This window comes from Hyunsoonleella flava (assembly GCF_004310325.1).
GTDB classification, from domain to species: domain Bacteria; phylum Bacteroidota; class Bacteroidia; order Flavobacteriales; family Flavobacteriaceae; genus Jejuia; species Jejuia flava.
This window is the reverse complement of record NZ_SIRT01000014.1, coordinates 1-15,874: the sequence shown is the minus strand read 5'-3', so window position 1 is coordinate 15,874 and position 15,874 is coordinate 1. Positions and strand designations below refer to the sequence as shown.

5 protein-coding genes are annotated in these 15,874 nt (G+C 36.7%); 1 reads left to right on the top strand and 4 read right to left on the bottom strand.

The features are described 5' to 3' along the window. The first annotated feature begins 2 nt into the window (after positions 1-2). Positions 3-1,382: a histidine--tRNA ligase gene (gene hisS / locus EYD45_RS14030; protein WP_130965192.1), complete on the top strand. Its 1,380-nt coding sequence runs from the start codon at positions 3-5 to the stop codon at positions 1,380-1,382. A gap of 80 nt (positions 1,383-1,462) precedes the next feature. Here the strand turns inward: hisS and EYD45_RS14025 are convergent, their stop codons facing one another. The 4 genes from EYD45_RS14025 to EYD45_RS14010 form a co-directional block, all read right to left on the bottom strand. Beyond that, entirely contained in the window at positions 1,463-4,675 is a 3,213-nt protein-coding gene (locus tag EYD45_RS14025; RefSeq protein ID WP_130965191.1) for a LamG-like jellyroll fold domain-containing protein, read from the bottom strand. A 160-nt stretch (positions 4,676-4,835) separates the two neighbouring features. Continuing rightward, positions 4,836-8,042: a LamG-like jellyroll fold domain-containing protein gene (locus tag EYD45_RS14020; RefSeq protein WP_165453943.1), complete on the bottom strand. Its 3,207-nt coding sequence runs from the start codon at positions 8,040-8,042 to the stop codon at positions 4,836-4,838. A gap of 249 nt (positions 8,043-8,291) precedes the next feature. Beyond that, entirely contained in the window at positions 8,292-14,879 is a 6,588-nt protein-coding gene (locus EYD45_RS14015) for a choice-of-anchor D domain-containing protein (protein WP_130965189.1), read from the bottom strand. A gap of 223 nt (positions 14,880-15,102) precedes the next feature. Continuing rightward, a partial coding sequence (locus tag EYD45_RS14010) for a MopE-related protein (RefSeq protein WP_130965188.1) occupies positions 15,103-15,874 on the bottom strand: 772 nt, incomplete at its 5' end.

Genomic DNA, 15,874 nt, shown 5'->3' with positions numbered 1-15,874 from the left:
TTATGGCACAAAAACCATCTATCCCAAAAGGCACAAGAGATTTTAACCCTGAGCAGGTTGCAAAACGCAATTATATTTTTAATACGATTCAAGGTGCATTTGAAACTTTTGGATTTCAACCTATTGAAACCCCAAGTTTTGAAAACTCTGATACCTTAATGGGCAAATACGGTGATGAAGGCGATCGTTTGATTTTTAAGATTTTGAATTCTGGGGATTATTTATCTAAAGCAGATGAGGAAGCTTATAATGAAAAAGACTCAAATAAACTTACATCGAGTATTTCTGAAAAAGCCCTCCGTTACGACCTTACAGTGCCGTTTGCACGTTATGTAGTACAACACCAAAACGAAATTGAATTCCCATTCAAAAGATATCAAATACAACCTGTATGGCGTGCTGATAGACCACAAAAAGGACGCTTTAGAGAATTTTATCAATGTGATGCCGATGCGGTGGGAAGCGATTCCCTATGGCAGGAAGTGGAATTTATTCAATTGTATGATTCCGTATTTTCTGCTCTTAAGTTAGACGGTGTTACCATCAAAATAAACAATCGTAAAATATTATCTGGCATTGCTGAGGTTATTGGTGCAAGCGATAAATTAATTGATTTTACGGTTGCCTTGGATAAGTTGGATAAAATAGGAGAGGAGAAGGTAAAACAAGAAATGCTAGATAAGGGTATTCCGCAATCTGGTATTGACAAATTGCAACCCTTATTTTCTATCAAGGGAGATTTTGAATCTCAAATCCGAAGTTTAAAAACGATTCTTTCAACTTCAGAAGAAGGAAAAAAAGGTATAGAAGAATTAGCATTCATTGACAATGCCACTTCTGAATTAGGTCTTAAAACCGCTAAGCTGCAATTAGATGTAACCTTAGCTCGCGGGCTAAATTACTATACGGGAGCTATTTTTGAAGTATCTGCTCCAGAAGGTGTAAAAATGGGTTCTATTGGTGGTGGTGGTCGTTATGACGACCTTACTGGGATTTTCGGAATGCCAAATATGAGTGGTGTAGGTATTAGTTTTGGTTTAGATCGTATTTATTTGGTATTGGAAGAATTAGGATTGTTCCCTGAAACTGTTTCTAAAAGTGTTGAGGTGCTGTTCATCAATTTTGGAGAGAAAGAAGCTTTATTCAGCTTAAAGGCTATAAAAGCACTAAGGGCTGAAGGTGTTAATGCAGAGCTTTATCCAGACAAAGCTAAAATGAAAAAGCAAATGACCCATGCTAACAGACGGGACATTCCTTTTGTGGTGTTGGTTGGGGAGGAAGAAATCAATTCAAACAAATATGCGCTTAAGGATATGGAAAAAGGGATACAGGAAAAAGTGTCGTTGGAAGTTCTGATCTCTACCATAAAAAAGAAGTCCTGAAGGTCAGTTCAGGACTTGAAGTAAAGTTAAGGTTATTTAGATTTTGGGGATTACACTAACTAAAGACTAACTCAACTAAACTATTTTATAAGTACTTTTTTGGATATCTTACCATGCTCGGTTTCAATATTTAAAACATAGTTTCCCGCGATGTTTCTGGGGACTTTGTATTCTATATTCTTATTGCTGGAATTTGGTTGCAACCTAAACAAAGATTGTCCAAGGATATTAAACATTTCTACATTTTGCACAAGATGAGATTTTGGATTATCGATAATGATACTTTCTTTTTCATTAGAGTAGAACACGTCTATTAGTTTTACAATTTCAAAATCGCCATTGCTTAAAGTTTGTGATTTTGAGAATGTAATCTCAAATCGGTTTAAGTGCTCACCGGCGGGAAGATTTATCTCATATTTAGAAGCCCTAAGGTCGTGATACAGATCTAGTTCCTTGTCATGTAAGTATATATCTAAGTTATCGGCTACATTCTCCAATTTATCAATAGTGATGCTGTTAAGTCCAGCTTTATTGACATGTATGCCCAATGGGATGATACTTTCACTTGTAATGGTGTCAATAGCCTGAATCACAAACTTTTCATTGTCAATTATCCAGTACATGTCATCCATTTGGGTATCGATATACTTGGAATCGTATCCCCAATCTACGCCATTTGTGGCGTTTTGGTCCACAGTAACCAATAACTGTCTTCTTAAGGTGTTCGTAGAATTGAACCCTAATCTTAGTTTCATTCTTGTGTCTTCATTTTTAGAAACTATATCCTTACCTAATTTCTTTGAGTTATTGCTTTTTACAAACAAGGAGTTAGAGCCATCTTCCACTTGAAAAACACGTTGTCCGTTATTAAACCTTATGGTTCCTCCGGTTTCTGCGGTAACAAAGAATCCCTGTCCCACAGGAATATATCTTCCTGGTATTTTGGTAGGTGTTCCTCCTGAGGCCACATCAGGATCTGTTGTGCCTATAGCAGCAGCTGGTACGCCCCCTGCTAGGGAATAAGTAGCATAACCACCTTGGTATTGGTCGGCTATATGTGAGCCGCCACCCCAATGTTCCCAGAAATACAAGGTGCCTGTAGTTGAGCCAGTACCCGCTATTGTAGCTCCATTGTCCAGAATAAATTGTTCAGCATCTATTGCCGAAGGATAGGGGTTACCTACCAAATAATCGTTACCTGCACTTATGGTCAAATCAATATCACCATTATTGGGCTTGCCTTCAAGGACATAGTTTTGGTCGTCAGTAATACCTCCACTTCCAGGGCCTTTCATGGTAAAGCCCTCACCAACTTGAAGCATACCAGATTGCCTCACATGCTGCCAAGAAGCATAATCGTCACTTAGCCTGTTACTGAACTTCCAGATCCAATAATCTGCAATGCCCAAAGGCGATACGGTACCATTATAGCCTGTGCTCAAAAAATTCGTATTTGTAAAAACATCGGTTACATTGTAGGCATTATTATTAGTGGAGTTATTTGTTCTGCCTACGGGAGAAGACCAATAATTGTATGTAAAGGTGTCTGCGGTTCCTTGTTGGTCCTTTTGTAACGTTCCGCTGCTTGTTGGGTCTAAGGTGCTATCTTCATTTTGAACGAGCTGAGCTTCACCTTCCAGATCAATCTTTCCATCTAATTTAAGATACCAGCTGTTAAATAATCCAGAATCATCTTTTACATCAATAGAGGCACCGCTATCAACTATCATACCTACGGTAGTTGTGTTTTGATCCACTTCTATGTTGCCCTGTATTTGTACAATGGCACAGTCTGGTGGTGTACTGTGAATATCCCAAACATCTCCGTGCTCCCAATTACTGGAATTGTTCCAATCCCCACTGCACGATGTCGTTGTAACATATGGTAAAGGGGCAGTGTATTCTTGATAGGTTCTCATGTTATGCAATTGCCCATCTACATTAGAGTTTGAATCATCGGGCGTATATCCTGTATCGATAACATCCATCTTGTAATAAAGAATTAAATCGCTCCAAGATAGACCTTCAATATCTTTTGGAATTACCGTACCTCTAACGTTTCCACTATTGTTCTCGATCTCTTGGTTTATTTGGCGATGTAATTGTGCTGTAGTAAGTGCCTTATCATACACTCTGCATTCGTAGATAGAACCTTCAAAATAGTTATTGTCGTTAAATGTATTTCTACCAATTTCAAAGTCATGGTCTGAGTTCCATCCTGATGTATTAATTATGGAAATACCAACTAGTGAAGGGTTGGTGTAGTTAAAAATACTAGTTCCGTTGAGAAAGAGCTCAAAAGTGCCGCTAGTGCTACTGAACTTTAATGCGGCATGATACCATAAATCGTCGGTAAGTAATGCTGCTGGAATATCTGGAGAATAAATATCGAGTGCAGTACTGGTCTTTAAATATCCTTTTAGCCTTTTGCTGGCATCTACATACAGTCTAAAATTACGTTGCCCCATGATTTCACCACCATCAGAACCTGAATCCATTTTAAACCATGTCATCATGGTGACTTCAGATTCTCCACCTAAAAAGGCACTTCTACTTATATAGTCGTTAACGCCATCAAAGTCTAAGGTTTGTGGTATGCAAAAACTAAAGTTTCCTAGGCCTGAACCATGAACTCTAAACGGAGAACATGTACTACAATCTTGCCATAAAAAGGTAACGCTTGTAATATAGTCTGGGTCATAAAAATTAACACCAACCATAGCATTTGTTCCTGATGTTGAAGATGCATTGGCATCAACTACACCAGTAGCATTATTAGAGGTATATGATGGGGTTCCTGAATTTGTAAATGTTGGATAAATGGTTCCACCTGAAGTTGTAGTGGCATTTATGGTATACATATCACCATGACCGCCACCAGCATTTACATGCAGTAAATCAAATGATAAAGCATAAATAGGAGAGCTAAAAGTGATTGTACAGGTGATACCAGTGGATGAAAACCCTGTAGTATACAAGTCTAAATTTTCTGTTGAACCGCCACTGGCAGCTGTTCCTACTTTTGGAGTTTGTCCGCCCCAGCTTCCAAGTGTACCAGTCTCACCTGTAAATGTAACGGTAAAATTAATTCCAGAGTTGTCTACGTTTGTAAATGTATTTGTTAAGGCACCTCCTGGTGTCCAGTTATATTCATTACTTGCTGATGGTACACTAGCCCAGTCTAAAGTAAAGTTTTCTCCACAGCTTGGTGGGGCGTGAAGTTGTCCAAATGTTTTTTCGACATAGAGAAGAAGTAATATGACTAGTATAGTGCTAAATCTAATAGTTTTCATCTGTAGGCTTATTGTTTATTAATGGTTTCATTTATTTTAACTTGGGGCTAAAATTTGTTGGGCACAATTACTGTTTAGACACTGAAATTGGTTTCAGGTCATCTTAAATACGATAAAAGGGAAAAAAAATTGATGAAATTCATTATTAAGCATAATTGATTTAATTGATTAATATTTTTTTAGAAATTTTACCCAAATCGGTTTCTACATTTAAAATGTAATTTCCTGATATGTTTTTTGGAACTCTATATTCTAAATGATTTTTGGAAGAATTTGTGTCTAAATTGAATAAGGACTGACCAAGAATATTAAACATCTCTACAGATTTTATAACTTGTCCTTCAGTATTATTTATAACAATGCTTTTCTTTTCATTTGAAAAATATACGTCTATATCATTTAATGGTTCAAGATTTTCTGCACTTAAAGTTTGTGCTTTTGAGAATGCGATTTCAAATCTATTTAAATATTCTCCTGCTTCCAGATAGGTTTCATATTTTGATTCCTGTAAATCATGATACAAATTAAGTTCTTTATCATGCAGATATATACTCAAGTTTTCAGTTGGATTTTCTATTTCATCAATTGAAATGTTATTTAAACCTGCCTTGTCTGTATGAATTCCTAATGGTATTATAGTTTTGTCTGTAATAGCATCAATACCTTGAATTAAAAACTTTTCATTATTTAGTATCCAATACATGTCATCAATTTGGGTATCAATATATTTTGAATCATATCCCCAATCTATACCTGCAGTTGCGTTTTCGTCTACTGTGATGAGTAGTTGTCTTCTAAGGGTATTTACAGAATTAAAACCTATTCTAAGTTTCATTCTGTTATCTTTTGCACTGGTTATCGTATTCTTATGCTGTGAACTATTTTTATTTGATATTGAATTATCTTCAATGTGAAAAACACGCTGCCCATTATTAAAGTTTATTGTACCATCAGTCTCTGCGGTAATATAAAATCCTTGACCTACAGGAATGTATCTGTTAGGGATTTTAATAAGATTTCCCCCAGTGGCTATGTCTGGACTATTAGTGCCCTGAGTTGCTGCTGGGATACCGCCCGAAAGAGAAAATGTAGCGTAGCCCCCTTGATAATCATTGGCTATGTGCGAACCTCCTCCCCAATGTTTCCAAAAGTATAACGTACCGTTTGTTGCTCCTAAACCAGAAATTTCTGCTTTATTGTCTAAAAGAAATTGAACGGCATCTATAGCTGAAGGATACGGGTTGCCAACTAAATAATCATTACCAGCATTCACTGTTAAGTTTATATCTTGATTGTTTGGTTTTCCTTTTAGTGTGTATTTTTGATCATCGTGAATATTTCCAGTCCCTGGGCCTTTCATGGTAAATCCTTCACCTGGATATATCTCACCTGAACTTCGAATGTGTTGCCACGACGCATAATCGTCACTTAGTTTATTACTAAATTTCCATATCCAGTAATCTGCAATTCCCAAAGGTATTTCTGTTCCGTCGTAACCAGTGGTTAAAAAATCTACGTCTAAAAAAACATCACTAACGGTATAATTATTATTATTATTATTATTTGTAGTGTTATTAGGTTTACTTACTGGGGATGCCCAGTAATTGTAGGTGTATTTATCGGCGGTACCTATTATATCTTTTTCTAAAATGCCCGCACTTGTTATATCAAGAGAGCTATGTTCAGTTTGAACTAGTTGAGCATCACCTTCAAGTTTTAAGGTGCCATCGAGTTTTAAATAAAAAGAATTAATTAAAGCATTTTTGTTTTTTACAGTGAGTGTTTTGCCCTCATCTATGATGAGACCAGTTGTACTTATATTAGTATCAATTTCTAAATTTCCTTGTACTTTGATTATAGCATGTTCAGGGGTATAGCCCTGTATATCCCAAACGTCACCATGTTTCCAAGAATCAATATCTTGCCAATTGCCATGGCTAGTATTGGTAGTAAGGTAGGGTAGTGGAGCTGTATATTCTTGATTTGAATCTGAATCCATATTGTGCAATAATCCATCCCGATTATTACCCGAGCTATCAAGTGTATATCCAGTGCCTTTAGCATCCATCTGATAATACAGAAGTAGACTATTCCATGATAGCCCTTCAATATTTTTTGGTATTAGTGCCCCTTTTATATTACCCTTATCTTCTTCAATTTTTTGATTTATTTGGGGGTGTATTTGATTAATTGTTAACGCTTTATCATAAACCCTTACCTCATTAATTGATCCTTCGAAATAGTTGTTTTCGTTTTGGGCGTTTCTACCTACTTCAAAATTATAGTTATTATTCCATTCAGGAGTATTATTGGTAATTGTATTTTTTATAGATGCATCATTTATATTCCAAATTGGTGTTCCATTTAAATACAATTTCAACCTTCCATTATCACCATTAAACGCTAGTGCTACATGTTGCCAAATATCTTCTTTTAGTATCGCTTTGTCTATGGCGGGTGAAACAATGTCTAACCCAGTATCAGTTTTAAGGAATGCTTTTAGCTTTTTATTGGAATCTATATACAGTCTAAAATTTGGTTGCCCCATAATTTCACCGCCATCTGAACCACTATCTAACTTAATCCACGACATCATGGTTAGTTCATTCCTACCACCTAGAAAAGGAGTACTACTTATGTAATCATCTTCACCATCAAAATCTAATTTTTGCGGTGAACAAAAACTAAAATTACCAATGCCAGTGGCATGAGGTTTGTTAGGTTCACAAGCGTCACAGTCCTCCCAAAGAATAGTAATACTGGTAATTAAGTTTTCATCTGAAAAATTAACGCCAACTATAGGGTTTTCCTCAGAAGTTAAATTAGAAACGGCATTTACAATTCCTGTGGTATTATCTGCGGTATACGATGGGTTAGGAGAATTTGTAAACTTAGGATAAATGGTGTTTCCATTAGTGTCTTTTCCCGTTACGGTATATTTATCACCATTTACCAAGTACATATTAATATGATGAATATCAAAAGACAGGGCATATATTGGTTTACTAAATGTAATAGTACAGGTAATTCCCTCATCGGTAAATCCGTTAGTCAATATATCGATACCTTTGTATAAGTAGCTAGATTGCGTACCAACTTTAGGCGTTTGTCCAGCCCAAAATCCAAGAGTGCTAGTTTCTCCTGTAAAAGCGATGTTAATATTTACATCTGAATTGTCAACATTGGTAAATGTATTTGAAAGCGTACCTGTGGGCCAACCATATTCATTAGATTCTTGTGGGTATGTAGACCAATTTAATGTGAAATTATTTCCACATTCTGGAGTGTCATGAAGTTGGGCAAATACTTTTGAGGTACTAAAAAAGAGAGAGAATACCATCAAAACGATAATAGCAAAATGCTTCATATTTAGGTTATTTAGTTTGGGGCTAAATATTTGGTTGTGTATATACATTTATACTTGGCTAATATAACTAATAATTATTAAAAACAACGATAAAATGTATAAAAACATCGATAAAGTGTGTTTGTTTTGTTAAAATTTAATAGGTCTAAAATTTTAGTTTAATTAATTAGGGGCTTTAAAATCAAAAAAAGTTGGAACATATTTACTTATGTTCCAACTTTGGTACGTTTATTTAAATTGATAAACTAATTATTCAACAATGATTTTTTGCGATATAGATTTTTCATTATCTAAATGAACTTTCACCAAATAAACCCCAGTAGAGACACCGTTTATTGTATGCTCTATAACATTATTATTTGTTGTTTCTTCAAAGTTCTTCAAAGATTGACTTAATAGATTGAAAATTTCAATTGAATTAACAAATCTCTGTTTTGGATTTTGAACTACCAAGTTTTTATTGTCGTTATGGTATTCAATCTTTACATCATCAAACTCAAAATCTTCAATTCCTAACAATGCGCTATTACTGAATGTAATTTCAAACCTATCTTTATACTCTCCAGGTTCTAAATTTATAGTGTACTCGCTTTGTTTCAAATCATGATGAATATTTAATTCTTTATCATGTAAGTAGATATTTGTATTGTCTGGAATATTCAAAAGGTCTTCAATTTTTATTGTGCCGAAACCAGCGTTAGATACTTTAACACTTAAAGGTAATGTCTGGTTTTCATCAAAATTATCCACTCCTTGGATAACAAGCGCTGCGTCATTTAAATTCCAGTACATATCTTCGTTACCAATATCTAATAAAAGCGCATCGTATCCAAGATCAAAACTGTTTGAAGCATTAGCATCTACACCAACAAGTAGTTCTCTATGAAATCCATTAGGTGAATCAAACATTAATCTAATTTTCTGTCTTGTATCTTCTTCAGTATTGGAATTATTGTTATTAGCAGAAGATTTTGAACTTTTACCTTTAACAAAAATTGAACCTGTATTTGTACCAGAAACAACTTCTCTTTGGAATACTCTTTGGCTATTTTTAATTAAAATATTTCCTCCAACTATTGGTTGTGTTAATCCAGTTAAACCTGGGTCATTAACGGCGGATACAAAGAATCCTTGTCCAACAGGAATGTAGCGCTCTGGTCGTTTAGTTCCCGATACATAAGTTGCATTAATTCTGGCATCGCTTGATATCGCTAGAGTACCACCAAGTAAAGTATATACTGCATAACCACCTTCATAATCTCCAAGTGCATGAGTGTTATCTGAAAAATGATCCCAGAAGTAAAGGGCACCGTTTATTACATTTCCAAGCGGATTTCTTCCACCTGCACCCACTTCAAGACTGCTTAAATTATCTCTAATGAATTCATCAGCATCTATAGCAGAAGGGTATGGGTTACCAATTAAATAATCGTTATCTACCGTAATTGGTAAAGTAAAATCTCCATTATTTGGTTGTCCTACAAACTCATAGTCTTGTTCTGGAGTAGCTACACCTGGACCTTTCATGGTAAATCCTTCACCAACAGAAATAGGAGTTGTACTTCTTGCATGTTGCCATTGCGAATAATCATCATCTGGTAAATTGGTGTAGGTCCAAATCCAGTAATCAGCGTTTTGTACAGATGGAGTTGCGGTTCCATTATATCCAGATGTTAGGAAACCAACATTGTTAAATACATCCGCTACAGTATAATCTGCATTGCTTGTGGTTGACACAGGTGAACTCCAATAATTGTAAATGTATGTACTTGCAACACCTTGCTGATCACGTTCCAAAGTACCTGTACTTGCTGTATCAAAGTCACTTTGGTCAGATTGCACCAATTGCGACTCTCCTTCCAAATCGATGGTGCCATCAAGTAATAAATAATGTGAAACTGTTAAGCCTATTCCCGTATTGGCTGCAGTATCTCCATTCACTTGTAAATCTCCACTATTAATAATTAATGCTTCAACAGCGCAATTTCTAGTTCTAACCGCTGTAGGTGAAGCACCAAGATAGGTGTCGTGGTTAATTTCAACAATGTTCCAGTCTATAGGTGTTACACCATCTACAATCGATAAGGAATTTGGAAGATTAATCACAGAATTATTCAACCAAGTTCCTGCTGCATCCCAAGAACCCGCAGCTTGAGTTTGATAGGGAAGTGGTGCGGTTTGGAAATCTACTGTGTTTAAATTTCTTAAGGCTCCTTGGATGTTATTCCCAGACATATCATCAGTATTGGTATATGTATATACCGACATTGGATAATATCCAGCCAAATCCGTCCATGGTACAGTACTTATTTCACAATTGGTTATAGTTGTTGGAATAACGTCACCGTATTCTAAAGCTAAAGTACTATCATCCATAATTTCTTGATTCATCACATATCTTAATTGATCTACAGAAAGTGCCGTATTCCAAACCCTTACCTCATCAATGTTTCCTGCAAAATAATCGGTTGTATTAGGATCGAAACCATCGGCAGCCGCTACTAAGAATTTTTGAGAAGTTGCTATTGGCGCTGGTAAAGCTGCTGATGTATCTTCTACTCCATCAATATAAAGTGTTGCTGTACCTCCAGTATAAATTACCGAAACGTGGTGCCATCTGTTTTCTGGTATTGCTACGGATGAGGTAACAGTTGCCGCAGCACCATTAACAGTATATGCTAATCTACCTGCACCATTAATTCTTAAATCATATCCCTCAGTATTTGCAGCGTTTCTTTTGGATATTATTGAGGCGTTTGTGGTACCTGTATCTCTTTTAATCCAAGCTGATAAGGTATATTCGGTAGCGTTCAAATCTAAGTTGTTTTCCATATCCATATAATCTACAACACCGTCAAAGTAAACAGAGCGTTCAACAACAATTTGGGGTGCATACCCGAAAGTAATATATTTTGTAGCATTAAAGTTGTAATCTGTTTCTAGGTTACCACTACCATCAGGGGTCATTACTCTATAATCAGCTGTTGGATCGAAAACTCCAGTGTCAGAAATAAACATATAATAATTCCCTGGAGGTGTTATATTTCTTATCGCATTTTGAGGTATTCTAACTTTACATGAAGGGATATCTCCACCTGTTTCAACTACTTTCCAAGTCCTTTGCATTGCAACAAACGATACTGGAGTTGATAAACCTGTAATCCCATCACTCATATCTACTGCAACTGATGCTGCTGCTAAATTTAAATCGGCACCATTGCTTCCCCACATTAAAAATTCACGGTCGTTAAAGTTTGTTGGGTTGCTCGTAATATTATCACTATTAGTATCATAAATATCAGATAGCCCAATAGTTAATATGCCTTCAATTGGGCCAGTTCCGTCAGCCTCATCATTTATACTGCTTGATTGTTTCTGTGTTAATTCTGAAGCATCATCTCTACCAATACCAGCAACATCATAATTATAACCACTATTCGCGCTTGTATCCCAAATCACAGTATTTTGAGAATCAATATAATCTCTATCATTTAAGTTTACGGCTGTAGTACTTCCAGTATCATGAAGCGTAATACCATACTTTAAACAAAGTGCAGATAGAATCTTATGTTGATCTGTTGATGAATTGGCTTGAGAGTAACTTAAAACCTCGCCTATTTTTCCATCAAAAAAGGTGTCAAAAGGGTGGCCGTTTATCGAAATTCTTCCACTTCCTAAACAGAAATAAGAGTTCAAAAATTCATTAAATGGTAAGGTTTCGAATGAGGATGAGGTTTCCCCAGTCGCATTATCTATTCTTATACCATTCTTGTAAATTTCAGTTGAATTGTTAGCGGTATTATTTTTAATATTAAATACAATTACTTCATTATCATAAGAGTCTGTACTGCTTGAATATGTTCTACCATAACTACCGTTTGGATCCACACCACCCGTTAAAGACGGAGGTACGGTACTCACCATGTGATTTACCATCGAGTTGTAATTTGTAAATCGTTGAGAACCTGCACCAAAATATAACCCACTACCATCACTATGCATAGTTTCCCATGCGTATCTACCAGAGAGCGGTGCTTGTGTGCTATTTACTTGATAATCAATTACATCGTTAGCTTGTACAACAATAAAATATTCTCTTGCATAATACCCTCCCTTGCCTTTCATAACGTCTTGATTAGCCTTCACAAAATCTACATAAGGGTTAAAGTTGATGTTGTTAGCTGCACTATTGTAAAACACTGGACTGTTTGTCGTTACACTAACAGCGTCATTATCCTGTGCTTGGTCATCCCAAGTAGCGATATCTGTTCCATTGGTTGCTGTTCCAATTTCAGAATCTGCTTTCAGCCAAAGTTTAAGGTTACTTGTTACACCACCTGGGGCATACGTTGGGTCTGGAAATAGGGTATAAGGGTCACCGTGAATAAAGACATTGTCAAAACAGACACCATTATCATTTGCTGTTGTAGACGCAAAGTATACCCTAAACTGCACTGTTGCTTGATTGTCTAAAGCAGAGGGCAAGCCTATACTTGCTTCATGGAAATTATTTCTTCCCGCAGTAGGAGAAGGTTCGTTGTCTCCACTCCAACCATTTACACTGCCTAGTGCATTTACACTTGCACTATTGTACCATTGATTACCAGAGCCCACAGCGCCTAGCGTCGTCCAAGTAGACCCGTTAGTCGAATATTGAACATAAGCACCATCATTGCTATCTGTATTGTAACGTACATCAATTTTAAACTCAAGATTATAATACCCAGTTAAATCTATTACTGGACTTGTAGCATATGTGGCTGAATTTGTTGCATAATTATTATAACTATTGGTATACCAATAACTGCCCTCCCCAACTTCAGTTGCATTTGTGCCATAGGCCCAAGTAGACCCACTTCCAGCGTTTGTCATAGTCCATCCACCATTATTATTATCAAAATTTTCATAATAAATGGTATGTAATGGTGATGATGTGATTCCAGTACCTTGTATATCAAACGTATAAGGGTTTTCATTACTATCATCGTTTGCTATAGTAATAGTAGCGCTTCTTGTACCTGTAGCACTTGGGTCAAAAGTAATGCTAAAGGTTGTTGAAGAACCAACACTTATAGGGGTTGATGGGATACTTGTAACCGAAAAATCTGCGGCATGTGTACCAGAAATGGTTATATAAGGTGAACCTCCAGTTAAGTTTAGATCACCAGTTCCTAGGTTATCAATAGTAAAGGTGTAAGTTCTTGTGTCTCCAGTGACACTTACTGAACCAAAATCTGTAAAATCATTAATATCAGGTGTTGTATCGCCATCGGCTATACTAATAGAGTTACCGGTTATATCTATCTCTGGAGCTGGGGGTGTACCAGTACCTCTAATTGCAAAATTATAAGGATTTTCATCGCTATCATTATTGGCAATCGTTAAAGTCGCATTTTTCAGACCATTGGTTGTAGGTGAAAATGTAATGACAAATGTTGTAAAATTTGAAGCAGAGATTGTACTTGCTGGAATCGTTGTAACACTAAAATCCGCTGCATTTACCCCAGAAATAACTACATAGGGAGATACCCCAGTTAAATTTAAATCGGCTGTTCCTGTATTTTCTATAGTAAAGGTTCTTGTAAAGCTGTAGCCTGTTCCTACATTGCCAAAATCGGTATGGTCTGCAGTTGCAGGGGTAATATCACCATCACTAATACTTGTGCTATTACCTAAAATGTCTATTTCAGGAGCAGGTATATAAGCAGTTCCCTGTATGTCAAAATTATAAGGAGCTTCATCACTATCATCATTGGCTATCGTTAACGTTGCGTTTTTAGTTCCTGTTGTACTTGGCGAGAACATAATAGAAAATGTGGTACTACCAGAAGCCGATATAGGTGTTGAAGGTATGGCCGTAACACTAAAATCTGCAGCATCTGCTCCAGATATTACTACGTAAGGCGAACCTCCTGTTAAATTCAAATCTACATTTCCTAAATTTTCAATAGTAAAAGTTCTTGTTAGCGTACTAGCCACTGCTACATTACCAAAATCGGTATGGTCAACGGTTGTTGGAGTTGTATCACCATCTGTAATCGTTGTAGCATTACCTTGTATATTTATTTCTGGAGCAGAAACTGTCCAAGTTAGTATTACCAATCCTTGAGCTCCATCTCCACCAGTACCATTTCCATCTCCTGAAGCACCGCCTCCACCACCATAATCTTCACCATCTTGACCATTATTATCATTTCCGCCATCACCACCGTTTCCAGTACCACCGTTACCATTATTCGTACCTCCAGCACCACCAGGAGGAGCAAAATTACCTGCGGCATCAGCTCCGTTACTTCCATTACCACTATCTCCTGCTGCACCACCACCGGCACCACCTTCATCTCCGTCACCATCGCCTCCATCACCACCAGAAAAGGCTATTTGGCTGGTAACCGTTCCTGTAAATGATCCGCCACCGCCAGCACCTCCGAATCCACCACTTCCAAAAGAAGTTGTACCGCCATCACCACCATTTGCGGTTATAGTTCCTATCGTATGTGAAACAATTGTGTTGCCACCGTTTGCTCCATCGTTTCCGTTAGATGTGGCTCCAGCACCACCATTTCCAATAGTTATTGTAATATTATCACCAGGTGTTACTGCAATAGTTCCTCCACGGAAACCACCACCGCCACCACCGCCGGCACCGTCATTACTAGCTTCATCTCCACCACCACCACCTGCACCCCATGCGGCTACATTAACTGATGTTACTCCGGCAGGAACAACAAATGTACCACTAGATGTAAATGTTTGACTTTGCGAAAAAGCAACTGAAGAAAATAGAATACCTACAATAAGTATACTAAACCTAAATAGAAAAGTAATTTTTTTCATAAGAGGTTAAATTTTTTAGTTTGGGACTAATTATTTAAGCCTCAAATGTAAGTTATAACTCTATGAAATACAAAAATAATCGATGAAATGCATTAATAAAATATAAAATACTGATTATCAACTAGTTGAAGCTTTAAAATTTTGAAGTAATTTTTATAAGGATTTTATAAAAAATGAGGTTGAATTCATACCAAATTCAACCTCATTTAACTTCTATTTTTGTTTAAAATTTTATTAACTGTTTCATCATTGAGAATCCAGTTTCTGTATTAATAATTTTAATTATATACGGCGCTTGATCTAATTTATCTAAACCATTTACCTTTATTTTATTATTACTATTTGAATACTGTCTGTCTATAACTAATCTACCATTCATGTCGAATATCTGAATACTGAATTCCGTATTATTATAACTTAATGGTAAAGCAATATTGATATTATCTCCGAAAGGATTAGGAGTTACAGCAATATTTCGGAATTCTAATTTATCTCTATCAAGTGTTGTTTGATCAAAGCCATCACAATCTTGATCAATACCATCATTTGTGATTTCTGGAGCACCAGGATAGATAGTATCATCAGCATCATCACAATCATCTGCAGTAGGCGCTGTTAAGCTGTAGCCTACAGGCTGCTCACAAGCAGTCACCGAAGTCACACTACCGAAGTAGGTATCAGAATCATTATCCACCCCGATGTACCATGTTTGACCAGGGAACTCGTTAGGATCATTATCATCACAATCATCTGCAGTAGGTGCCGTAAGCGAATACCCAACAGGCTGCTCACAAGCCGTTACCGAAGTTACACTACCGAAGTAGGTATCAGAATCATTATCCACCCCGATGTACCAAGTTTGCCCAGGGAACTCATTAGGATCATTATCATCACAGTCATCTGCAGTAGGCGCCGTAAGCGAATACCCAACAGGTTGCTCACAAGCCGTTACCGAAGTGACACTACCGAAGTAGGTATCAGAATCATTATCCACC